The 21,690-nt window shown below is 64.6% G+C and carries 22 protein-coding genes and 1 riboswitch; of the genes, 18 read left to right on the plus strand and 4 right to left on the minus strand.

Translation table 11 applies throughout. The features are described 5' to 3' along the window. Window positions 1-75: 75 nt before the first annotated feature. The 3 genes from ASD44_RS01135 to ASD44_RS01145 all read left to right on the plus strand — a co-directional run bounded on the left by ASD44_RS01135 (window position 76) and on the right by ASD44_RS01145 (window position 3,235). The gene (locus ASD44_RS01135; RefSeq protein ID WP_056107652.1) at window positions 76-1,053 is read left to right on the plus strand and encodes an L-threonylcarbamoyladenylate synthase; all 978 of its coding nucleotides are present in this window, start codon (window positions 76-78) and stop codon (window positions 1,051-1,053) included. Between the two features lie 9 nt (window positions 1,054-1,062). Next, complete coding sequence (locus tag ASD44_RS01140) at window positions 1,063-2,493, plus strand: FAD-binding oxidoreductase (RefSeq protein ID WP_056107655.1); 1,431 nt, start codon at window positions 1,063-1,065, stop codon at window positions 2,491-2,493. Window positions 2,494-2,662: 169 nt separating this feature from the next. Beyond that, entirely contained in the window at window positions 2,663-3,235 is a 573-nt protein-coding gene (locus tag ASD44_RS01145; RefSeq protein ID WP_056107659.1) for a DUF6101 family protein, read from the plus strand. A gap of 179 nt (window positions 3,236-3,414) precedes the next feature. Here the strand turns inward: ASD44_RS01145 and ubiA are convergent, their stop codons facing one another. After that, complete coding sequence (gene ubiA / locus ASD44_RS01150) at window positions 3,415-4,398, minus strand: 4-hydroxybenzoate octaprenyltransferase (protein WP_056107662.1); 984 nt, start codon at window positions 4,396-4,398, stop codon at window positions 3,415-3,417. Window positions 4,399-4,558: 160 nt separating this feature from the next. On the opposite strand from ubiA, the gene purD reads away from it, so the two are divergent. From purD to ASD44_RS01185, 7 genes are all read left to right on the plus strand, one after another. Beyond that, window positions 4,559-5,848 (plus strand): phosphoribosylamine--glycine ligase, encoded by a 1,290-nt coding sequence (gene purD, locus ASD44_RS01155; protein ID WP_056107664.1) that lies wholly within the window; start codon window positions 4,559-4,561, stop codon window positions 5,846-5,848. A gap of 282 nt (window positions 5,849-6,130) precedes the next feature. Continuing rightward, window positions 6,131-7,906, plus strand: a complete 1,776-nt coding sequence (locus tag ASD44_RS01160) for an acyl-CoA dehydrogenase (RefSeq protein ID WP_056107666.1) — start codon at window positions 6,131-6,133, stop codon at window positions 7,904-7,906. Between the two features lie 22 nt (window positions 7,907-7,928). Beyond that, window positions 7,929-8,681, plus strand: a complete 753-nt coding sequence (locus ASD44_RS01165; RefSeq protein ID WP_056107669.1) for a crotonase/enoyl-CoA hydratase family protein — start codon at window positions 7,929-7,931, stop codon at window positions 8,679-8,681. A 188-nt stretch (window positions 8,682-8,869) separates the two neighbouring features. Then, window positions 8,870-9,325: an RT0821/Lpp0805 family surface protein gene (locus tag ASD44_RS01170; RefSeq protein ID WP_056107671.1), complete on the plus strand. Its 456-nt coding sequence runs from the start codon at window positions 8,870-8,872 to the stop codon at window positions 9,323-9,325. 111 nt (window positions 9,326-9,436) lie between these two features. After that, window positions 9,437-10,375 (plus strand): J domain-containing protein, encoded by a 939-nt coding sequence (locus tag ASD44_RS01175; protein ID WP_056107673.1) that lies wholly within the window; start codon window positions 9,437-9,439, stop codon window positions 10,373-10,375. 96 nt (window positions 10,376-10,471) lie between these two features. Beyond that, window positions 10,472-11,290 carry an enoyl-ACP reductase FabI gene (fabI, locus tag ASD44_RS01180; RefSeq protein WP_056107676.1) on the plus strand — a complete coding sequence of 273 codons (819 nt, stop codon included), beginning with the start codon at window positions 10,472-10,474 and terminating at the stop codon, window positions 11,288-11,290. A gap of 37 nt (window positions 11,291-11,327) precedes the next feature. After that, entirely contained in the window at window positions 11,328-11,915 is a 588-nt protein-coding gene (locus ASD44_RS01185; RefSeq protein ID WP_056107679.1) for a histidine phosphatase family protein, read from the plus strand. A gap of 27 nt (window positions 11,916-11,942) precedes the next feature. Here the strand turns inward: ASD44_RS01185 and ASD44_RS01190 are convergent, their stop codons facing one another. Next, window positions 11,943-12,191, minus strand: a complete 249-nt coding sequence (locus tag ASD44_RS01190) for a DUF1344 domain-containing protein (RefSeq protein WP_056107682.1) — start codon at window positions 12,189-12,191, stop codon at window positions 11,943-11,945. Between the two features lie 207 nt (window positions 12,192-12,398). Between ASD44_RS01190 and aroC the strand changes: the two genes are divergently transcribed. Both aroC and ribB read left to right on the plus strand, forming a co-directional pair. Beyond that, on the plus strand, window positions 12,399-13,568 hold the full coding sequence (aroC, locus tag ASD44_RS01195; protein ID WP_056107685.1) for a chorismate synthase: 1,170 nt from the start codon (window positions 12,399-12,401) through the stop codon (window positions 13,566-13,568). Between the two features lie 55 nt (window positions 13,569-13,623). Then, window positions 13,624-14,724 (plus strand): 3,4-dihydroxy-2-butanone-4-phosphate synthase, encoded by a 1,101-nt coding sequence (gene ribB / locus ASD44_RS01200; protein ID WP_056107688.1) that lies wholly within the window; start codon window positions 13,624-13,626, stop codon window positions 14,722-14,724. Between the two features lie 14 nt (window positions 14,725-14,738). Here ribB and bluB read toward each other — a convergent pair whose 3' ends face one another. Further along, window positions 14,739-15,476, minus strand: coding sequence for a 5,6-dimethylbenzimidazole synthase (bluB, locus tag ASD44_RS01205; RefSeq protein ID WP_056107691.1), 738 nt, complete (start codon window positions 15,474-15,476; stop codon window positions 14,739-14,741). Between the two features lie 47 nt (window positions 15,477-15,523). Continuing rightward, a riboswitch (cobalamin riboswitch) is annotated at window positions 15,524-15,706 on the minus strand. A gap of 113 nt (window positions 15,707-15,819) precedes the next feature. Between bluB and ASD44_RS01210 the strand changes: the two genes are divergently transcribed. The 5 genes from ASD44_RS01210 to dxs all read left to right on the plus strand — a co-directional run bounded on the left by ASD44_RS01210 (window position 15,820) and on the right by dxs (window position 20,226). Then, a complete protein-coding gene (locus ASD44_RS01210) occupies window positions 15,820-16,746 on the plus strand; it encodes a histone deacetylase family protein (protein ID WP_056107695.1) in 927 nt (308 codons plus the stop codon). Between the two features lie 3 nt (window positions 16,747-16,749). Beyond that, window positions 16,750-17,001 carry an exodeoxyribonuclease VII small subunit gene (locus tag ASD44_RS01215; RefSeq protein ID WP_056107698.1) on the plus strand — a complete coding sequence of 84 codons (252 nt, stop codon included), beginning with the start codon at window positions 16,750-16,752 and terminating at the stop codon, window positions 16,999-17,001. A gap of 23 nt (window positions 17,002-17,024) precedes the next feature. Then, on the plus strand, window positions 17,025-17,312 hold the full coding sequence (locus ASD44_RS01220; protein WP_056107701.1) for a DUF2277 domain-containing protein: 288 nt from the start codon (window positions 17,025-17,027) through the stop codon (window positions 17,310-17,312). A 6-nt stretch (window positions 17,313-17,318) separates the two neighbouring features. Then, window positions 17,319-18,239: a pirin family protein gene (locus tag ASD44_RS01225; RefSeq protein WP_056107704.1), complete on the plus strand. Its 921-nt coding sequence runs from the start codon at window positions 17,319-17,321 to the stop codon at window positions 18,237-18,239. 73 nt (window positions 18,240-18,312) lie between these two features. Beyond that, a complete protein-coding gene (gene dxs / locus ASD44_RS01230) occupies window positions 18,313-20,226 on the plus strand; it encodes a 1-deoxy-D-xylulose-5-phosphate synthase (protein ID WP_056107707.1) in 1,914 nt (637 codons plus the stop codon). Window positions 20,227-20,413: 187 nt separating this feature from the next. Here the strand turns inward: dxs and xth are convergent, their stop codons facing one another. Next, the gene (gene xth / locus ASD44_RS01235; RefSeq protein ID WP_056107710.1) at window positions 20,414-21,190 is read right to left on the minus strand and encodes an exodeoxyribonuclease III; all 777 of its coding nucleotides are present in this window, start codon (window positions 21,188-21,190) and stop codon (window positions 20,414-20,416) included. Window positions 21,191-21,421: 231 nt separating this feature from the next. Between xth and ASD44_RS01240 the strand changes: the two genes are divergently transcribed. After that, window positions 21,422-21,658 carry a hypothetical protein gene (locus ASD44_RS01240; protein ID WP_056107712.1) on the plus strand — a complete coding sequence of 79 codons (237 nt, stop codon included), beginning with the start codon at window positions 21,422-21,424 and terminating at the stop codon, window positions 21,656-21,658. Window positions 21,659-21,690: the final 32 nt, after the last annotated feature.

Consider the following 21,690-nt stretch of genomic DNA (forward strand, 5'->3'; position numbering starts at 1 on the left):
TGATTGATAATTTGCCACCGCGCCCTTGCCGCCGGGCCGTGGCCGTTATAGCCACCCGGCTGAAAGGACCAGACGATGGCCGAGATCATTTCCGCTACGAGCGGGCGGGCGCTGCAACAGGCGGCGGCGTTGCTCGCGGCCGGCGAGGTCGTGGCGATCCCGACCGAGACGGTTTACGGGCTGGCCGGCGATGCCACCAATGGCGAGGCCGTGGCGCGCATCTTCGAGGCCAAGGGCCGTCCGCGCTTCAATCCGCTGATCGCCCATGTCGCGGACATGGAGATGGCGCACCGCATCGGCGTCTTCGATCCCCTCTCGGAACGGCTGGCGGAAAAATTCTGGCCGGGACCGCTGACATTGGTTGTGCCGCTGCGGGCAGGCTCCGGCATTCATCCGCTGACCACCGCCGGTCTCGACACCATCGCGCTGCGGATGCCGAAGGGTTTTGGCGGCGAATTGATAGCGCACCTTGGCCGGCCGCTCGCCGCGCCGAGCGCCAATTCGTCCGGCAGGATCAGCGCCACGACCGCCGCGGCGGTCGCCGCCGATCTCGGGGCGAGAATCCCGCTTGTGGTCGATGGTGGCCAGACGCCGGTCGGTCTGGAATCCACCATCGTCAAGGTCGAGGACGGGCGCCTGCGCCTGCTGCGGCCGGGCGGCATATCGGCTGAAGAACTGGAAGACGCCGCTGGGACAGAACTCGTGCGCGGCGCGCACGGCATCGAGGCGCCGGGCATGATGGCGTCGCACTATGCGCCGGGCGCAGCCGTCCGGCTGAACGTCGACGACGTGCATCCCGGCGAGGCGCTGCTCGCTTTCGGCCCCAGCCGCGCGGCGGGCTGGCAGAACGCTGTCGCGGTGAAAAACCTGTCCGAACAGGCCGATCTGCGCGAAGCCGCCACCAATCTCTTCGCCTTCCTGCAGGAACTGGACCGCAGCGGCGCGGCCACCATTGCCGTCGAACCGATCCCTCTCCAGGGCCTTGGCGAGGCGATCAACGACCGGCTGGCGCGGGCGGCGGCCCCGCGTGACAACACGGTCAAGGAGGCCTAGTTTTTCGTCATGGATGAAATGACCTCACCGCTGTCACCCGAGTTGGCCCGGCGGTTCGCCGCCATCGTCGGCGACAAATACGCGCTTCACGACCAGGGCGACATCGAGCCCTACATCACCGAGCGGCGCGGCCTCTGGCACGGCCGGACCTCGCTGGTGCTGCGTCCCGGCAGCGTCGAGGAAGTGAGCCGCATCATGCGGCTGGCGACGGAAACCGGCACGCCCGTCGTGCCGCAGAGCGGCAATACCGGCCTTGTCGGCGGCCAGACGCCGGACGCTTCCGGCCGCGAGATCGTGCTGTCGCTGTCGCGGCTGAACCGCATCCGCGAAATCGACGTGCTGTCGAACACCGTCACGGCGGAAGCTGGCGTGATCCTGCAATCGCTGCACGACGCCGTCGATGCTGTCGACCGGCTTTTCCCGCTGTCGCTGGCCTCGCAGGGCTCGTGCCAGATCGGGGGCAATCTGTCGTCCAATGCCGGCGGCACCGCCGTGTTGTCTTACGGCAATGCGCGCGAACTCTGCCTCGGCGTCGAGGTCGTGCTGCCGACCGGCGAGGTGTTCGACGACCTGCGCAAGCTGAAGAAGGACAATACCGGCTACGATTTGAAGAACCTGTTCGTCGGCGCGGAAGGCACGCTCGGCGTCATCACCGCCGCCGTGCTGAAGCTTTTCCCCAAGCCGAAGGGCCATGAAGTGGCCTTTGTCGGGCTGGAATCGCCGGAGGCCGCGCTCGCCCTGTTCGGTCTCGCGACCGACCGCGCCGGCGCGGCGCTGACCGCTTTCGAGCTGATCGGCAAGCGGCCCTACGATTTCACCATGGCGCACGGCAAGGGCATCGCGCGGCCCCTGTCGGGCGATTGGCCCTGGTATGCGCTGGTGCAGATTTCCTCCGGCCGCTCGGCCGAGGATGCGCGTGCTTTGATCGAGGACATCCTGTCCGCCGGCCTGGAAGCCGGGCATGTGGGGGATGCCGTGATCGCTGCCAGCCTGGCGCAGGCAGCGGCGTTCTGGAACTTTCGCGAAATGCTGTCGGATTCGCAGAAGCCGGAGGGCGCGTCCATCAAGCACGACATCTCGCTGCCGGTCGCTTCCATTCCCGCCTTCATCGCGGAAGCGGAAAAGGCGGTTCAGTCGGTCAGCAAGGGCGCGCGCGTCGTCTGCTTCGGTCATATGGGCGACGGCAATCTCCACTATAACGTCTCGCGCCCGGCGGACGGCGACGACGCGGCTTTCCTCGATCTCTACCGACCGATGAACAAGGCCGTGCATGACGTGGTGCGGGCGATGAACGGCTCGATCTCGGCCGAGCACGGCATCGGCCAGTTGAAGCGTGACGAACTGCTGGCCACCGCGCCGCCGGTCGGCCTCGATCTGATGCGCCGCGTCAAGGCGGCGTTCGACCCCGCCGGCATCATGAATCCGGGTAAGGTTATCTGAACCTTCACCGGTGGGATTCCGATAACCATCTGCCGGAATCAGCAAAATTTAACTGACTTTCTTAAGCGCGGCGGTAAGGAGCCGGCGCTACCTTCCTGTTCAAGAGGCCGGGAAAACCGGTCCGGAGAGACCGGAACACCGGCTCTCAGGAGAAACAGGAAGGCAATTTATGAGCACCGGACTGAAGCCAGTCTGGGCGGGACGCAACATGCGCCTCGACCCATTCCGCCTGCCGCAAGTAGTAAGCTATGCGACCCGCGACGACTTCGGCGATGTGACTTTCACCATCGACCATCGCGGCGCGACGGTTAAGCGCCTGCTGGAGATGAGCGGCTTGCCGGCGGTGATCGCCTTGCCGGCCTGCGCCTTCCGCGGCGTGGCGGCCCGGGCGATGGAAGATCCGTATGGCAGTGTCACGGTGACGCTGGAGCTTCTCCACAACGATCCCATGCTTTCGGTGCCGCTGCTGGTGGCCGACGATCTCAACGACGTCGCCGCCGACTGGCGCGCCTGGGCCGATGCCTATCGCCTGCCCATGTTGCTGATCGAGGCCGACGGCGTCGCCCGCACACTGGAAGAGTCGCTGGGCGCGGCGATCAAGGCGCTGCCGCCGCAGGAGCGCCGCAAGGGCCGCATCTCGACCACGCGCCGCCCGCGCTTTCTTGCCCGCCGCCGCACCGGCGACCTCGGACTGCGCCTCGTCGTCGACGGCGAGGAGATCATCTCGCGCGAAGTGGAATAACCTGCACCCTCCCCCTTGTGGGGAGGGTCGCGGAGAAAGCCGGGCTTGCGAGGTTTTTGACGCGGGGTGGGGGTGATCCGACGGCACTCTGTTGAGCACCCCTACCCCGTCTCTCAATCTTCGCTTTGCTTCGATTGCTCGCCGACCCTCCCCACAGGGGGAGGGTAAAAGGGTGCCGCTCACAACAGTGGCTTCACCGCGACCCATACCGCGCCGCCGATCAATCCGGCAAAGATCAGCCAGCCGACCTGATTGTTCGACTTGAACAGCCTCAGGCACTGGTCCGGATCGTCGATATCGAGCATCATGATCTGCCGCGCCATATGCGCGCCGGCCGCGATCAGGCCGGCCAGCGCCACGACCGGGACCTGCGCGGCGGCGAAGGCGACCGCGAAGCACATCAGCGCACCCGCATAAAGCCCCGCCAGCCAAGGCCTGGTATTTTCGCCGAAAAGCCGCGCCGTCGAGCGGACGCCGACGATGGCGTCGTCTTCCTTGTCCTGATGGGCATAGATCGTGTCGTAGCCGATCACCCACAGGATCGAGCCAATATAGAGCAGCGTTGCCGGGCCATCGAGGTCGGCGAACTCGCCCGCCCATCCCATCAGCGCGCCCCAGGAAAACGCAAACCCCAGAACGAGTTGCGGCCAGTTGGTGATTCGCTTCATGAATGGATAGATGGCGACCACCCCGAGCGAGCAGATACCGAGGCCGATGGCGAAGCTGTTGAACTGCAGCAGGACCGCAAGCCCGATAAATGCCTGGATCAGCAGAAACACCCAGGCCTGCCGCCGGCTGACCTGCCCGGAAGGCAGGGGACGCGAACGGGTGCGCTCGACCTTGGCGTCGATCTCCTCGTCGACCAGGTCGTTATAGGTGCAGCCGGCGCCCCGCATGGCGACCGCGCCGAGCAGGAAAAGCACCAGCGTCGATAGCTGCGGCAGCAGCGAAAGCAGCGGATCGTCCGGGCGGGCATAGGCGCTGGCGGCCATCGCCGCCGACCACCAGCAGGGCCACAGAAGAAGCTGCCAGCCGATCGGTCGGTCCCAGCGGGCGAGCTGCGCATAGGGCCACAGCCAGCGCGGCAGCACCCGGTAGACCCAATGTCCGCTGGGCGCATCCGACACCCGGCCCTGCGAAGCCTTCGACTGGATTGTTTCCATGGAACGGAAGTGGCAGGCGCTCCGCGTGGCGTCAAGCCGACACGTTGGCGCGGCGACCAGCCGGGCCGATGTGGGCTGCCGTACGTCATCCTGCCTTGACCTCCCGTCCCATCGCCAATAGCGGAGAGGCCGCGAGACACGGATTGGTGAGGATTCGCAAATGAAGGTTCTTCTGCTCGGTTCCGGCGGCCGCGAACACGCTTTGGCCTGGAAGCTGTCGGCCTCGCCGATGCTGACGACGCTATATGCCGCGCCTGGCAATCCCGGCATCGCCAAATGCGCCCATCTGGTCCCGCTCAATATCGACGACCACGAAGCGGTGATGGCTTTCTGCACGGAACGGAAGATCGATCTGGTCGTCGTCGGCCCCGAGGGTCCGCTGGTCGCCGGCCTTGCCGATGCGCTGCGCGCCGCCGGCATCCGCGTTTTCGGGCCGTCGAAAGCCGCCGCCCAGCTTGAAGGGTCCAAGGGTTTCACCAAGGATTTCTGCGCGCAATACGGCATACCGACCGGAGCCTATGGACGCTTCGGCAATCTGGAGGAGGCCAGGGCCTATCTGGCCAGGACAGGCGCGCCAATCGTCGTCAAGGCGGACGGTCTCGCCGCCGGCAAGGGCGTCACCGTGGCGATGACGGTGGCCGAGGCGACCAAAGCGCTCGAGGCCTGCTTCGACGGCTCGTTCGGCGCGGCCGGCGCCGAGGTGGTGATCGAGGAGTTCCTGACCGGCGAGGAGGCCAGCTTCTTCTGCCTGTGCGACGGCGTTACCGCGCTGCCTTTCGGCACCGCCCAGGACCACAAGCGCGTCGGCGATGGCGACACTGGGCCTAACACCGGCGGCATGGGCGCCTATTCTCCGGCCCCGGTGATGACGCCGGAGATGATCGACCGCACCATGCGCGAGATCGTCGAGCCGACCATGCGTGGCATGGCGGAGCGGGGTATGCCCTTTTCCGGCGTGTTGTTCGTCGGGCTGATGATCGGCGATGCCGGCACCAAACTTATCGAATACAATGTCCGCTTCGGGGATCCCGAGTGCCAGGTGCTGATGATGCGGCTGAAGGACGATCTGCTTGTGCTGCTCAACGCGGCTGCCGACGGCCAGCTTGCGCATGTCTCCACCCGCTGGTCTGACGAGGCGGCGCTGACGGTGGTGATGGCCGCGCGCGGCTATCCGGGCACGCCGGAAAAAGGCTCCGTCATCCGTGGTCTGGACGAAGCCGCCGCCGACGGAGCGCAAATCTTCCAGGCCGGCACCGCCGTCAATGGTGGTGCGCTCGTTGCCAATGGCGGAAGGGTGCTGAATGTGACGGCGACCGGCGTCACGGTCAGGGAGGCGCAGGCGAAAGCCTATGCCGCCGTCGACCGCATCGTCTGGCCGGACGGATTCTGCCGCCGCGATATCGGCTGGCGGGCGGTGGAACGGGAAGCCGGCACAGCGAAGAGCGGTTGAGCGCGTCGCGTCTCGCTGGATTCATTGTACCATCTGTACCCCCACCCAATTGAGTGAGGGCAATCATGAAATTCAACGAGTGTGCGTCGAGTTTTGCAAATGGGCGGCCAGTTGCTGCTCATGCGGCTCGGTGCCGCCGCGCAATCCGCAAAAGGCACGATCTCGCAAAATCCGCGTGACAAGCTTTGACGTTTACGTAAAAAGAAGACGCAGTAGATTGCAAGTGACGTAGCCGGTGCGCCCTGCATGGTGTCGCGACGGCCATCCGGGGAGGACAACGGCATGTATCGGGCACCTGTCGGCGAAATCGCGTTTACGCTCAAGCATGTTGCCGGGCTGAAGCCGGCGCTCGACAAAGGCGCTTTCGGCGAACTCGGCGAGGATGTCGTCGATGCCGTGCTGGAGGAGGCCGGACGCTTCGCCACCGACGAGATCGCGCCTCTGTACAAGGTTGGCGATGAGATCGGCGCGCAGCTCAAGGATGGCGCGGTGACCACGCCGCCGGGCTGGAAGGCGCTTTACCGGCGCTGGATGGACGGCGGCTGGAATTCGCTTTCCGCGCAGGAAGAGCATGGCGGCCAGGCGCTGCCCACCATGGTCGCGGTTTCCGTGCTGGAAATGTGGAACTCGGCGGCGATGGCGTTCGGCATCGGCCCGACGCTGACCATGGGCGCGGTCGAGGCGCTGGACAAGCATGCGTCGGATGCGCTCAAGGAAAAATACCTGGGCAAACTCGTCTCCGGCGAATGGATGGGGACGATGAACCTGACCGAGCCGCAGGCGGGCTCCGATCTGGCTGCCCTGCGCACCCGCGCCGAACCGGCGGGCGACGGCACCTACCGCATCTTCGGCCAGAAGATCTTCATCACCTATGGCGAGCACGATTTCACCGACAACATCGTCCATCTGGTGCTGGCGCGCCTGCCCGATGCGCCGGCCGGCACGCGCGGCATCTCGCTGTTCCTGGTGCCGAAATTCCTCGTCGGCGACGATGGCAGCCTCGGAGAACGCAACGACGTGTTCTGTTCCGGGCTGGAGCACAAGCTGGGCATCCACGGTTCGCCCACCTGCACCATGATCTACGGCGACGGCTTTCAGGGCCAGACGCCGGGCGCCATCGGCTGGCTGATCGGCGAGGAGAACAAGGGCCTGGCCTGCATGTTCACCATGATGAACAATGCCCGGCTGGCCGTCGGCATCCAGGGCGTCGCCATCGCCGAGACCGCCTACCAGAAGGCGCTGGCCTATGCGAACGAGCGCCGCCAGGGCAAGAACGCCGGCTATTCCGGCCAAGGCATGGCGCCCATCGTCCATCACCCGGATGTGCAGCGCAATCTCCTGACCATGAAGACGCTGACGCAGGCGGCCCGCGCCATCGCCTATTCCTGCGCCCATGCGATGGACATGGCGCGGACCCGCAAGGGCGACGAAGCGCGGCACTGGCAGGAGCGCGCCAATCTGCTGACGCCGCTGGCCAAGGCTTTTCCCACCGATGTCGGCGTCGAGGTCTCGTCGCTCGGCGTGCAGATCCATGGCGGCATGGGGTTCATCGAGGAGACGGGAGCGGCGGCGCTCTACCGCGATGCGCGCATCGCGCCGATTTATGAAGGCACCAACGGCATCCAGGCCATCGACCTCGTCACCCGCAAGCTTTCGCTCGCCGGCGGCGAGCATGTTCACGCCTATATCGATGAGTTGCTGGAGATTGTTGCCGGCGTGCGGGAATCAAATCTTGCCGGCTTTGGCGCGACCGCCGACCGCCTCGACCGCGCTCTCGCCGATCTCACCGAAGCCACCCATGTTTTGCAGGCCATGCTGGTGGATGGCCGTGTCGAGGAAGCGCTGGCCGGCGCGACGCCTTATCTGCGGCTTTTCTCGCTGGCGGCGGGCGGCGCGTATCTGGCGCGCGGCGCGCTGGCCGAGGGAGCCGAAGAGCGCATTTCGCCCTGCCGGTTTTTCGCTGAGAACCTGCTCGGCGAAACGGCCGCGCTCCGGGAACGCGTGGTGGATGGAGGCGAAAGCCTCGCCGCCGCTGCCAGGGCGCTCGTCTGGGCCTAGCAACACAACAAGGAAACCCATCGTGACCGATCATGTAGTCGTCGAGCGCCGGGGCGCGGTTCAGATCATCCGCATGAACCGGCCCGACAAGAAGAACGCGCTCACCAGCGCCATGTATGCCGCAATGTCCGCCGCACTGAAGCAGGGCGATGCGGACAGCTCCGTGCGTGCTCATGTCTTCCTCGGCGTGCCCGGCGCCTTTTCGGCCGGCAACGACATCGCCGATTTCATCACCATGGCAACCGGCGGGCAGGGTGGCGGCGAGGTGTGGGATTTCCTGATCTGCCTTGCCACCGCGCAAAAACCGATGGTTTCGGGTGTCGACGGCATTGCGGTCGGGATCGGCACGACGCTGAACCTGCATTGCGATTTGACCTTCGCCACGCCGCGCACCGTGTTTCGCACGCCGTTCGTCGATCTCGGGCTCGTTCCCGAAGCCGGCTCCAGCCTGATCGCGCCGCAGATATTGGGACGGCAGGCGGCTTTCGCGCTGCTGGCGCTGGGCGAAGGGTTTTCCGCCGAGAGGGCCAAGGCGGCGGGGCTGATCCATGAGGTTGTGGAGGAGGCGGAACTTGAAAACGCCACGCTGGCGGCCGCCGAAACCATCGCCGCCAAACCGCCGCAGGCGATGAAGATCGCGCGCGACCTGATGCGTGGACCGACCGATGCGCTCGTCGCCCGCATCAGGCAAGAGGCCGATCATTTCAGGGAACGCCTCACTTCAGACGAGGCGCGCGCCGCGTTGATGGCTTTCATGAGCCGCAAGAAGGCCTGATCCCTGCCGTTCGACCGCTGTTTCCGCCGCCCGCCGCGACCGGCGGTGGACCGCGTTTGCTCAACCGCCCGGCTGGGAACCGATCACATCTTGTGAAACTGCGTCATCAACCGGTTTCAGGTCACATCTTGTTAACCCCGGTTTGCTCATAGTTTTCGAAAGTTTTAGCTGTCAGTGGAGATTGCCGGTTGCCGCGCATCGCGCAAACTCTTCGCCGATTGCGTGACGGCGCATCCTGGGCCACGTCGGGGACGGTGCTGTTCTTCGCGGTGCTGCAACTCACCGGCTGCGGCGTTGGCGGCTTCAGCCTCGACAAGGCGGAGGTGGATCATTCCATCCTGACCAGCGCCACGCCCGCCGCGGAAACGGCGGATGCCAATTTCACTTCCGATCAGGCGACCATCCGCAATGCGGTTTCCTCGGCTGACATCGAAAGCCTGGGCGGCAAGGCCATTCCCTGGGCCAACCCCGGCACCGGCTCGCGCGGATCGATCAACGAACTGGCCGAAACCAAGGATACCGGGGTCCTCTGCCGCCGCTTCAGCGCTTCGCGTGAAAGCTTCGATGGCGTGGCGATGTTCTATGGCCGCGCCTGCCTGATTTCCGAAGGCGCCTGGCGGCTGGACGAGTTCAAGGCACTTTGAACCTGTAGTGGCGATTTTCCTGGGGTATGACGCCCTCAAACACTGGAATTTCTTCCTATGCAGGCGCATATAGGGGGCAACTGATCCCGTTCCCATTTGCAGGCAGGATGCATGCGCGACCCCTATGAGGTGCTGGGCGTTGCCAAGAACGCCTCGGCCAAAGACATAAAATCGGCCTACCGCAAGCTCGCCAAGAAGCATCATCCGGACCAGAATCCGGACGATCCGAAGGCGAAGGACCGCTTTGCCGCGGCCAACCAGGCCTATGAAATCCTCGGCGACGACAAGAACCGGGCGGCGTTCGACCGTGGCGAGATCGACGCCGACGGGAAGCAGCGCTTCCAGGGCTTCGAAGGCGCCGGCGGCGACCCGTTCGCCGGTTTCAGGCAATCGCAGGCCGGCCCCGGCGGGCAGCGCTTCGAATTCCGCAGCGGGCCGGGCGGCGATTTCGGCGGCGCCGACATTTTCAGCCACATTTTCGGCGATGCGTTCGCGCAGCAGCAGCCCGGCGGCATGGGTGGGGGCGCCAGGCCCGGCGAGCGCCGCCGCCAGGCTCCCGCCGGCAACGACATCAATGTAACGCTCCCCATCACCGTCGAGGAAGCCGCCACGGCGCCCAAGGTCACGGCGATGTTCCCGGATGGCCGCAAGATCGCCGTCAAGCTTCCCGCCTATGTCGAGGACGGCCAGACGATCCGGCTGAAAGGCCAGGGCGAGCAGGGCTACGGCCAGCCCGGCGACGCGCTGGTGAAAATCCATCTGCGCAGCCATCTCCGCTACCGCGTCGATGGACGTGACCTGCACGCGGATTTGCCCGTGCCGCTCAAGGATGCCGTGCTGGGCGCCAAGGTCGCGGTCGAGACGCCGACCGGCAGGATCGCCGTCAACGTGCCGGCCAATTCGAGTTCGGACAAGGTGTTGCGCATCCGGGGCAGGGGCCTGCCGCAGAAGGCCGGCGGCCATGGCGATCTCTATGCGCATGTCCGCCTGATGCTGCCCGAAGGCGGCAGTCCCGACCTCGAAAATCTGGTTCGAAACTGGAAAGATTGAGCTTTTCGTTCGCAGCCTCCCGCCTGTCGCGCTTGAAGGCTCGGTAAGCCTGTGCGATAGGCTGTCCAACCAGAAAATTCGTTCGGAGACGCTCACATGGCGGGTGGACAAGGGCTTATGGCCGGCAAGCGCGGCCTCATACTGGGCGTCGCCAACAATCGCTCCATTGCCTATGGCATCGCGAAATCCTGCGCCGACCAGGGTGCCGAGATTGCGCTGACCTATCAGGGCGAGGCGTTCAAGAAGCGCGTCGAGCCGCTGGCCGCGGAGCTTGGCGCCCATGTCGCCGGCCATTGCGACGTCACCGACCCCGAAAGCCTGGACGCGGTTTTCGCCGATGTCGCCAGGCGCTGGGGCAAGCTCGATTTCCTCGTTCACGCCATCGCCTTCTCCGACAAGGAGGAACTGACGGGCCGCTATGTCGAGACGACGCGCGACAATTTCCTGCGCACCATGGACATTTCGGTGTTCTCCTTCACCACGGTCGCCAAGCGCGCCGAGGCGCTGATGACCGACGGCGGCTCGCTGCTGACGCTGACCTATTACGGCGCCGAAAAAGTGATGCCGCACTACAACGTCATGGGCGTCGCCAAGGCGGCGCTTGAGGCGAGCGTGCGCTATCTTGCCGTCGATCTCGGCGCCAGGGGCATCCGCGTCAACGCCATCTCGGCCGGCCCGATCAAGACGCTTGCCGCGTCCGGCATCGGCGACTTCCGCTATATCCTCAAGTGGAACGAATACAATTCGCCGTTGAAGCGCACCGTGACCCCGGAAGAAGTCGGCGATTCCGGCATGTATTTCCTCTCCGACCTGTCGCGCGGCGTCACCGGCGAGGTGCACCACGTCGATTCGGGCTACCACGTCGTCGGCATGAAGGCCGTGGACGCGCCCGACATTTCCGTCGTCAAGGATTAGGTCCTCGGCCGGACCGTCCCTCCAATCTGTCAGTGCAATGCCTCCCATCGTCTACATCGTTCGCCACGGCCAAACGGCCTGGAACGCAGAGTTCCGGCTGCAGGGGCAGGCCGACACCGAACTGAATGCGCTGGGGCGCGAGCAGGCGAACGCCAACGGACACAATCTGTCGGCGCTGATCCCCGATCCGCAGGGATTCGACTTCGTCGCCAGCCCGATGCTGCGCACCCGCCAGACAATGGAACTGGCCCGTACCGCCATGGGCCTCGATCCGAAGGCTTATCGCACCGATCCACGTCTGGTGGAGATCAATTTCGGCGATTGGCAAGGCTTCACCATGGCCGAACTCGAGGCGCGCCAGCCGGGTTCGACGCATGGCAGATTCCACTACAAATGGGATTTCCTGCCGCCGGGCGCGGGCGCGGAAAGCTATGAGATGCTGCTGCAGCGGATACGGCCCTGGTACGAGGCGCTGAGCGCCCCGACCGTGTGCGTGACCCATGGCGGCATTGTCCGCGCGCTGTTCCGGCTGATCGGCAAGATGCCGAAAAGCGAAGCCGCGGCGCTGGAAGTGCCGCAGGACCGCATCCTGCGGCTGAGCGGCGGCAGGCTTGAGTGGTTGTAGGCTGGGCTGGGACGTCAGGTCCCGCCGCTACTCCGACAGGGTCATGTCGGTGATGACGTTTTCGCCATCCGTCACGTCGAAGGCAATGACGATGTCCATGCCTTCCTTCAGCGCTTCGACATCCATCTCGGGATTCATCTTGTAGGTCTTGCCGTCGTCCAGCGTCAGCGTCAGGTTTTCCTTGTCGATCTTCTGGATATGGCCCTCGGTCTGGCCGGCGAAGGCGGCGGTCGAAAGCAAAAACGTGGCGGCAACCGCGCCAATCAGCATACGCATGAAAGCCCTCTTGTTTTTATTTCCTTCGCGTGGAGCGAAAGGACAATTTGGCGATGAACGGAGCAGATCAGAAACCAACAGAATGTGTCAAAACTTAATCCGGCAGATCACAACCGGCTATCATGTGTATGACAAATTGACCCTCGCGGGAAACGCAAATAGAAGGCGTTGGTAAACCGGCCGGCTGCCGGCGGGGCGCTTGAACCAATGTCTCACAACACCTTCGGCCACCTGTTTCGCGTGACCACCTGGGGCGAGAGCCACGGCCCGGCCCTTGGCTGCGTCGTCGATGGCTGCCCGCCCGGCATCCGCTTCACGCGCGCCGATATCCAGGCCGAGCTGGACCGGCGCCGGCCCGGCCAATCGCGCTTCGTCACCCAGCGGCGCGAGCCGGATGAGGTGAAGGTCCTGTCCGGCTTCGTCACGGACGATGACGGCGAGACCATGATCACCACCGGCACGCCGGTCTCCATGCTGATCGAGAATATCGACCAGCGCTCGAAGGACTATGGCGAAATCGCCCGCCAGTTCCGTCCGGGTCATGCCGACTACACCTATGAGACGAAATACGGCATCCGCGACCATCGCGGCGGCGGCCGTTCCTCGGCGCGCGAGACGGCGGCGCGGGTGGCGGCGGGTGCATTGGCGCGCAAGGTCGTGCCGGGACTTGTCGTGCGCGGGGCGCTGATCTCGATGGGCGAGAAATCGATCGATCGCGCCAACTGGAACTGGAATTTCGTCGAGGACGCGGAAAACCCGTTCTTCACGCCGGATGCGAAGTCTGTCCGGGTCTTCGCCGACTATCTCGACGGCATTCGCAAGGCCGGCTCGTCGGTCGGAGCGGTGATCGAGATTGTCGCGGAAGGCGTGCCGGCGGGGCTGGGCGCGCCGATCTATGCCAAGCTCGACCAGGACATCGCCTCCGGCCTGATGTCGATCAACGCGGTCAAGGGCGTCGAGATCGGCAACGGGTTCGAGGCCGCCCGCATCACCGGCGAGCAGAACGCCGACGAGATGCGCATGGGCAACGACGGCAAGCCGGTCTTCCTGTCCAATCATGCCGGCGGCATCCTCGGCGGCATTTCCACCGGCCAGCCGGTGATCGCGCGCTTCGCCGTCAAGCCGACCTCGTCGATCCTGACGCCGCGCAAGTCGATCGACAAGGACGGCAAGGACGTGGATGTCATGACCAAGGGCCGCCACGACCCCTGCGTCGGCATCCGCGCCGTGCCGATCGGCGAGGCGATGGTCGCCTGCGCCATCGCTGATCATTATCTGCGGCATCGGGGACAGGTGGGGAACGAGGCAGTCGGCAATCGGCAATCGGCAGTCGATTTCCCGGCTCAACGGAAAGTCAGGCTGGAGGACCAAGAGTGAGCAAAAGATCAATCATGTTCCGACTGCCGACTGCCGACTGCCGACTGCCGCTCTGATGCCTTACGACCAGAAGAAGATCGTCGAAGCCGTGCGCGCGTTCGAGCGCGGCGAGATCGTCGTGGTGATGGACGACGACGGGCGCGAGAACGAGGGCGATCTGATCGTCGCCGCCGTTCACTGCACGCCGGAAAAGATGGCCTTCATCGTGCGCCATACATCCGGCATCGTCTGCACGCCGATGTTGAAGGAAGACGCAAGGCGGCTGAACCTCGCGCCGATGGTGGCGGACAATGATTCCGCCCACACCACGGCTTTCACCGTGTCCGTGGATTTCAAACATGGCACCACGACCGGCATCTCCGCCGAGGACCGCACGCTGACCGTCCGCAACCTGGCCAACGGCAATGTCGGCGGCGCGGATTTCGTGCGCCCTGGCCATATTTTCCCGCTGATCGCGCGCGAAGGCGGCGTGCTGATGCGCTCGGGCCATACGGAAGCGGCGGTCGATCTGTGCAAGCTGGCCGGCCTGCCGCCGGTCGGCGTCATATCCGAACTGGTCAATGATGACGGCACCGTCAAGCGCGGCCCGCAAGTCGCCGCTTTCGCCGAGGAGCACGGGTTGAAGCAGGTCTCGGTGGCCGATCTTATCGCCTACCGCCAGCGCCAGGAAACGCTGGTCGAGCGCGTCGCCTGTTTCGATATCGAGACACTGGGCGGCCCGGCCAAGGTCTTCACCTACACGCTGCCATGGGACGTCATGGACCACGTCGCCATCGTCTTCGGCGACATCCGCGACGGCGAGGACGTGCCGGTGCGGCTGCATTCGGAGAATGTCGTCGCCGACGTCTTCGGCACCACGCACAAGCTCGACGAGATCGTGCGTTCCATGGGCGAGCGCAAGCGTGGCGTCATCGTCTATCTGCGCGAAGGCTCGGTCGGCGTCGCCCACCAGGACCGCAACCGGCCGGTCGCCGGCGAACGCGAGGACCATGACGAAGCCCGCCGCCGTGAAAACGAATGGCGTGAGATCGGCCTCGGCGCCCAGATCCTGAAGGACCTCGGCATTTCCTCGATCAACCTTCTCGCCTCCCGCGAGCGGCATTTCGTCGGGCTGGAAGGTTTCGGGCTGCGCATCACCAGCACGGAAATCATCTGACTTTTGATGCGCGACTACCGGGTCAGCTTGTCGATTGCCGCCTTGAGTTGGCCTTCGCCTTCACCGCCAAAACGTTCGCTCATGACGAGTTGGGATGGCGACAGGCGGCTTCGCCAGCCCTTGGTTTCCAGCTCAGGCCGAGGAGCGAATTCTGGCACCCGACCGACGCACAGATAAGCCACCGGAACGACATGGTCCGGGATCGACAGCAGCGATTTTAGCGCCGTTGTGTCGAGAATGCTCACCCAGCCGACGCCGATGCCCTCAGTGCGCGCCGCCAGCCACAAATTCTGCACCGCGCAGACTGTGCTGAACACGTCCATCTCGGGATTGTGCCAGCGCCCGAGCGGCGAATCCCGCGCGCGCTCGCGATCGCAGGTGACGCAGAGGTTGAGCGCGCTCTCGCAAATCCCCTCAAGCCGCAACTTCCGGTAAAGCGCCTGCCTGTCCCCGGCGATGTGCGCGGCTTCTTCGCCGCGTGCCTTCAGGAACAGGTCGCGGACCTGCTCGCGGATGGCCCGGTCGCGGATGACGATGAAATTCCATGGCTGCATGAAGCCGACGGAAGGCGCGTGATGCGCCGCGTTGAGGATCCGCGCCAGGGTCGGATCGTCGATAGGCTCATCCGTGAAATCGGAGCGAACATCGCGGCGGGTGAAAATGGCCCGGTAAACGGCCTCGCGATCCGCGTCGTCGAAGGCGGGTCTGGCGGCGGCGTCGACGGCATTAACGGGAGTATGAGTGGCGAACATCGCTTGTCCCCTCGCGATCGGCGGCAAGTCGCCCCGCCCGTCCATGCGGGGGACCATGTCTGCCGGGCCGGTCTTCTGGCTTGGGTTCATCCCGCTCCGGCGCCTTCCCGCCTGAAGGGCAGTGGCATTGACCGGAATGGTCCCCCTTACAGCGCTGGGCACGCCACGGATTTCAACCGTGTTCCCGATTCTCCCGCCTTGCGGCGGGCACCTGGCAGCGAAACGAGGATAGCTGCCGCTGCTTTGCGTGAACAGGGCCGCGTCGGGTTTTTACGCGCGACTTTCCCCAGCCGAATTGCGCGTTTGCATGGCGGGGCCGGTTTCGGCGCTCTATGTTAGGGCAATGGTTACCCGTCTCTACACGCATCCCATCTACCTGGAGCATCTCACCCCGCCCGGCCACCCGGAGCGGCCGGACCGCCTTCGTGCGATAAGCCGGGCGCTGGATGAGGAAGGTTTCGCCGCGCTTGACCGGGTCGAAGCCCCGATGGGCGACGAACAGTCGATCCTGCGCGTCCATCCGGAGCCGTTCGTCGAAAGCGTACGCGCCGCGATCCCGCAAGCCGGACTGGCCAGCCTCGATGCCGACACTGTGGCGAGCCCGAAAAGCTGGCAGGCGACGCTGACGGCAATCGGTGCCGCCAATGCCGCGGTGGACGACGTCTTCGAGGGCAGGGCGGCCAACGTGTTCGTCGCTTCGCGGCCTCCCGGCCACCATGCCGAGAGAACCACGGCCATGGGCTTTTGCCTGTTCAATCACGCCGCCATTGCCGCCCGCCACGCGCAGGCGAAACACGGCGCCGAGCGGGTGGCGATCGTCGATTGGGATGTCCACCACGGCAACGGCACGCAGGATATCTTCTGGGACGATCCGACGGTTCTCTACTGTTCGACCCACCAGATGCCGCTCTATCCGGGCACCGGGGCCAAGAACGAGACCGGCGCCGGCAATATCGTCAACGCGCCGCTCGCGCCGCAAACCGGCAGCGAGCAGTTCCGTGACGCCCTGCTGTCGCGCGTGCTGCCGTCGCTGGACGCCTTCGCCCCCGATCTCATCATCATTTCGGCCGGCTTCGACGCGCACTACCGCGACCCGCTGGCCGAGATCAATCTCACCGAAGACGATTTCGACTGGGCCACCGGGCAATTGATGGAACGCGCTGCCCGCCATTCATCCAACCGCCTCGTCAGCCTGCTGGAAGGCGGTTATGATCTGCAGGGGCTGGCATTCTCCGTTGCGGCCCATGTCGGGCGTCTCATGAAAGGATAGGAAATGGCCGACGAGCCGAACGAGGATGTCAAGGCGATGAGTTTCGAGCAGGCGCTCGATGCGCTGGAGAAGATCGTCGATGATCTGGAGCGCGGCGACGTGCCGCTCGACCAGTCGATCCGCATCTACGAGCGTGGCGAGGCGCTGAAGGCGCATTGCGACCGCCTGCTGAAGTCCGCCGAGGACAAGGTTGAGAAAATACGCCTGTCACGCGAAGGCCGGCCGGTTGGAACCGAGCCCCTGGACGCGGAATAGCAAAGGCCGAAGGAGGTTCAGCGATGTGCCGGAACATCAGGACGCTGTTCAATTTCGATCCGCCGGCGACGGACGAGGAGGTTCGCGACGCCGCGCTTCAATTCGTGCGCAAGTTGAGTGGAACCACGCATCCATCGAAGAAAAACCAGGATGTTTTCGACCGGGCTGTCGATGCGGTTGCCGCGTCGGCCCGCCAACTGCTGGATTCCCTGGAGACGACGCAGCACCCCCGCGATCGCGAGGAAGTCGCCGCCAGGGCGCGGGCGAAGTCGGCGCAGCGCTTTCCCAAGATCGTCTTCGAGGATTCCTGATCCGCCATGAGCTTCTTCCCCGGAAACGACCCGCATGCGGGCGATGCGTTTGCCAGCGACCAGATCGAACTGATGGTCATCCCCAACGCGCGCGACATTGACGGCTTCCAGGTCCGCCGTGCGCTGCCGACGGCGCGCCGCAGGCTTGTCGGCCCGTTCATTTTCTTCGACCGCATGGGGCCTGCCATCCTGCGCGCCGGGCAGGCGCTGGACGTACGCCCGCACCCGCATATCGGCCTGTCCACCGTCACCTATCTGTTCGACGGCAAGATCAGGCACCGCGATTCGCTCGGAACTGAAATGGTCATCGAGCCCGGCGACGTGAATTTGATGACCGCCGGCCGCGGCATCGTGCATTCCGAACGCACCCCGGAGGAGCTGCGCGGCGCGCCAATGTCGGTTTCGGGCCTGCAGACGTGGCTGGCCTTGCCGGACGGCAAGGAAGAGGTCGCTCCCGTCTTCGAGAATACCGCCAGCGCCACGCTGCCGCAATTCGACTCCGAGGGTGCTCGAGGCCGCGTCGTCATCGGTGAATTCGACGGGCTGAAATCGCCGGTGCGCGCTGCTTCCGAAACGCTCTATGCCGATATGCGGCTCTCGCCCGGCGCCCGCGTTCAGATACCGGCCGATGCCGAGGAGCGCGCCATCTATACGCTGGAAGGCGAGGTGTCGATTTCCGGGGACGTTTTCCCCGCCGAGCGGCTGCTTGTCTTCCGTCCCGGCGACGAGATCGTCGTTTCGTCGCAATCGGGCGCGCATTTCATGCTCTTCGGTGGCGCGTCTCTCGGTTCGAAGCGCTACATCTGGTGGAATTTCGTGTCCTCTTCGAAGGAGCGCATCGAACAGGCCAAGAATGAGTGGAAAACCGGCCGTTTCGACATCGTTCCGGGCGACGAGGAAGAGTTCATCCCGCTGCCCGAAAGCTGAGCCGCGTCACCGCCGCGCATTTACTTTGCCGGCCAGCCGTCCTATTTCGCATGGGTAGCACAGGCATATTGAATTGAGCCCGAAACCTGAAACGCCGCTTCTCGACAAGGTCCGCATTCCTGCCGACCTGCGATCGCTTGATGAGAGCGATCTGCCGCAGCTTGCGGCGGAATTGCGGGCGGAACTGATCGATGCGGTTTCCCACACGGGAGGCCATCTCGGCGCGGGCCTCGGCGTCGTCGAACTGACGGTGGCGCTGCACTACGTCTTCAACACGCCCGACGACCGGCTGATCTGGGACGTCGGCCATCAGGCCTATCCGCACAAGATACTGACCGGCCGCCGCGACCGCATCCGCACCTTGCGGCAGGAGGGCGGCCTTTCCGGCTTCACCAAGCGCGCCGAGAGCGAATACGATCCGTTCGGCGCGGCGCACTCGTCGACCTCCATCTCCGCCGGCCTCGGCATGGCCGTGGCGCGCGACCTGTCGGGCGGCAAGAACAACGTCATCGCGGTCATCGGCGACGGCGCCATGTCAGCCGGCATGGCCTACGAGGCGATGAACAATGCAGGCGCTCTCGACGCGCGGCTGATCGTCATCCTCAACGACAATGATATGTCGATTGCACCGCCCACCGGCGCGATGAGCGCCTATCTGGCGCGTCTCGCCTCCGGCCGCGCCTATCTCGGGCTGCGCGATTTCGGCAAGAAGCTGACCGCTTATCTCGGCAAGCGCGCCGACCGGGCCATCAAGCGCGCTGTCGAGCACGCGCGCGGCTATGTTACCGGCGGCACCATGTTCGAGGAGCTGGGCTTCTACCATATCGGCCCCATCGATGGTCACAATCTCGAGCATCTGGTTCCTGTCCTCAAGAATGTGCGCGACAATGGCGACGGCCCGGTGCTGATCCATGTCGTGACGCAGAAGGGCAAAGGCTATGCGCCCGCCGAAGCGGCCGCCGACAAATACCATGGCGTCAACAAATTCGACGTCGTCACCGGCGCGCAGGCCAAGGCGCCCGCCAATGCGCCGAGCTACACCAGGGTGTTCGCCGAAAGCCTGATCCAGGAAGCGCGCGAGGACGAGAAAATCGTCGCCGTCACCGCCGCCATGCCTTCCGGCACCGGCCTCGACCTGTTCGGCGATGCCTTTCCCGAACGGACTTTCGATGTCGGCATCGCCGAGCAGCATGCCGTCACCTTCGCGGCAGGCCTCGCTACCGAGGGCTACAAGCCCTTCGCCACGATCTATTCGACCTTCCTGCAGCGCGCCTACGACCAGGTCGTCCATGACGTCGCGATCCAGAAGCTGCCGGTGCGGTTCCCGATCGACAGGGCAGGTTTTGTCGGCGCCGACGGACCGACGCATTGCGGCGCCTTCGACACCGCTTATCTCGCCCTGCTTCCCGGTTTCGTGGTCATGGCCGCCGCCGACGAGGCCGAACTCAAGCACATGGTCCGCACCGCCGCGGCCTATGATGAAGGCCCGATTTCCTTCCGCTATCCGCGCGGCAACGGCGTCGGCGTCGACATGCCGGAACGCGGGTCGGTGCTGGAAATCGGCAGGGGCAGGGTGCTGAGGGAAGGCACCAAGGTCGCGCTCCTGTCATTCGGCACGCGGCTTCAGGATTGCCTTCTCGCCGCCGAGGAACTCGGCGCCGCCGGGCTATCGACGACGGTTGCCGACGCGCGCTTCGCCAAGCCGCTCGACGAGGATCTGATCCGCCGGCTGGCTCGATCGCATGAGATACTGGTGACGGTGGAAGAAGGCTCGGTCGGTGGTTTCGCCAGCCATGTCCTGCAATTCCTGGCGCATGAAGGGCTTCTGGAAAGCGGCCTGAAAGTTCGCCCGCTTATCCTGCCGGACGCTTTCGTCGACCAGGCCAAGCCGGAGAAGATGTATGTCGATGCCGGGCTCGACTCGACGGGCATCGTGCACACCGTCTTTTCCGCGCTTGGCCACTCCACCAGCGCCCAGCGCGCATAAGCGCACAATATTTATTGTATTTTAGTGGTAAATTTCGGCTGCCTGGCGCTGCCGGAACTGGTCGCCTGGAGCATTGTGGAACTTGGTGCCGCAGCTGCTTGAAAACTATCGAGGCGCCCATTTTGGGCGCTTCGATGCCCCGAACCGGTATCACGGATCCAGCCATTCACTTTAAATCTCATCCTGGCTAAGTCTGCTTCAGCTTGACCCATGCCGGAGCATGGTCGCTCGCCCCTTCCTCGCCCCGCACGTCACGATCGACGCCAGCGTCTTCGAGGCGATCGGCGAGGTCAGGGCTCAACAGCAAATGGTCGAGCCGCAAGCCCGCGTCGCGCGGCCAACGGTTCCGCTTGTAGTGCCAAAAGGTGTAAATGCGCTCGTCCGGGTGGATCGTCCGCAGCGCGTCGGTCCAACTGCGGCCGACCAGTCTCTTGAATGCGGCCCTGCTTTCCGGCTGGATAAGGGCATCGTCATCCCAGGATTTCGTCGGGTAGATATCGAGTTCAGTCGGGGCGACGTTGAAATCGCCGGCGAGGACGATGGGAGCGCCGGACTTGCGGAGCTTAGTCGCATGCGCCTGCAGGCGCTTCATCCAGGCAAGCTTGTAGTCGAACTTCGGCCCCGGTTGCGGGTTGCCGTTGGGCGCATAGATCGATGCAATGAGGACTCCGCGCACCGCTGCCTCGATATAGCGGGCCTGAGTGTCATCGGGATCGCCCGGCAATTCTGTTCTGGTGACCACCGGCTCTGAACCGCGGGCCAGGATTGCGACGCCGTTCCAGGTCTTCTGCCCCACCCAGACCGAGCGATAGCCAGCCTCGGCTATGGCTTGTTCGGGGAACGACCGCTGATCGGCCTTCAACTCCTGCAGGCACACCACATCCGGCTTGCGGGTCCGCATCCAGGCCGTCAGGTTTTCCAGCCGCCGGTTGACATTGTTGATGTTGAAGGTGGCGATCAGCACGGTCTATGCGCTCTCGACGGTTGGTTGCTTGTGGCTTGCAAGGGATGCCAAGCGATCTAGCGCGTTGCATCCGGCGCGTTGAATCAGTTTCCCAGCTTGATGAATCGGATTGTCTGAAATCCATTCTAACGGCTTGTTTACGCTTCTTTTTGACAGCATGCTTACCTTGTCTCTTGGCCGTTTTTCAACGCGCACCTGCTAGGAAACGATCCGGCAGGGAGAATAAAAAGAATGACACGGCTTCTCGCGGGCATGGCCTTTTTCATGCTCGTCACCGCGCAGGCGACGGCGGAAACGCCCTATGACCGCAAGCTGGAGCAGGCGGTCATGCGCATCGTCGCCGCCAAGATGGGCGACATACGCGGCGGCTTTTCCTACGCCCAGACACCGCAGTTGATCCGGGCTCCATCCGTCCCCTTCGCGGCGCCGCGTGAAGAGGCTTCGGCCGGGGCAAAGGACGCGGGCTGATCGTCCTCACCGCGGCACCTGCGGTCACAACG

Source organism: Mesorhizobium sp. Root554 (assembly GCF_001427025.1).
Classification (GTDB): Bacteria; Pseudomonadota; Alphaproteobacteria; order Rhizobiales; family Rhizobiaceae; genus Mesorhizobium.

Coding starts and splice junctions, on each gene's coding strand:
- fabI (WP_056107676.1), top strand. CDS start 10,472: ATGGCGGGTGGACAAGGGCTTATGGCCGGCAAGCGCGGCCTCATACTG.
- purD (WP_056107664.1), top strand. CDS start 4,559: ATGAAGGTTCTTCTGCTCGGTTCCGGCGGCCGCGAACACGCTTTGGCC.
- aroC (WP_056107685.1), top strand. CDS start 12,399: ATGTCTCACAACACCTTCGGCCACCTGTTTCGCGTGACCACCTGGGGC.
- bluB (WP_056107691.1), bottom strand. CDS start 15,476: ATGTTCGCCACTCATACTCCCGTTAATGCCGTCGACGCCGCCGCCAGA.
- ASD44_RS01215 (WP_056107698.1), top strand. CDS start 16,750: ATGGCCGACGAGCCGAACGAGGATGTCAAGGCGATGAGTTTCGAGCAG.
- ASD44_RS01210 (WP_056107695.1), top strand. CDS start 15,820: ATGGTTACCCGTCTCTACACGCATCCCATCTACCTGGAGCATCTCACC.
- ASD44_RS01135 (WP_056107652.1), top strand. CDS start 76: ATGGCCGAGATCATTTCCGCTACGAGCGGGCGGGCGCTGCAACAGGCG.
- ASD44_RS01145 (WP_056107659.1), top strand. CDS start 2,663: ATGAGCACCGGACTGAAGCCAGTCTGGGCGGGACGCAACATGCGCCTC.
- ubiA (WP_056107662.1), bottom strand. CDS start 4,398: ATGGAAACAATCCAGTCGAAGGCTTCGCAGGGCCGGGTGTCGGATGCG.
- ASD44_RS01225 (WP_056107704.1), top strand. CDS start 17,319: ATGAGCTTCTTCCCCGGAAACGACCCGCATGCGGGCGATGCGTTTGCC.
- ribB (WP_056107688.1), top strand. CDS start 13,624: ATGCCTTACGACCAGAAGAAGATCGTCGAAGCCGTGCGCGCGTTCGAG.
- ASD44_RS01140 (WP_056107655.1), top strand. CDS start 1,063: ATGGATGAAATGACCTCACCGCTGTCACCCGAGTTGGCCCGGCGGTTC.
- ASD44_RS01175 (WP_056107673.1), top strand. CDS start 9,437: ATGCGCGACCCCTATGAGGTGCTGGGCGTTGCCAAGAACGCCTCGGCC.
- ASD44_RS01160 (WP_056107666.1), top strand. CDS start 6,131: ATGTATCGGGCACCTGTCGGCGAAATCGCGTTTACGCTCAAGCATGTT.
- ASD44_RS01185 (WP_056107679.1), top strand. CDS start 11,328: ATGCCTCCCATCGTCTACATCGTTCGCCACGGCCAAACGGCCTGGAAC.
- ASD44_RS01240 (WP_056107712.1), top strand. CDS start 21,422: ATGACACGGCTTCTCGCGGGCATGGCCTTTTTCATGCTCGTCACCGCG.
- ASD44_RS01190 (WP_056107682.1), bottom strand. CDS start 12,191: ATGCGTATGCTGATTGGCGCGGTTGCCGCCACGTTTTTGCTTTCGACC.
- ASD44_RS01220 (WP_056107701.1), top strand. CDS start 17,025: ATGTGCCGGAACATCAGGACGCTGTTCAATTTCGATCCGCCGGCGACG.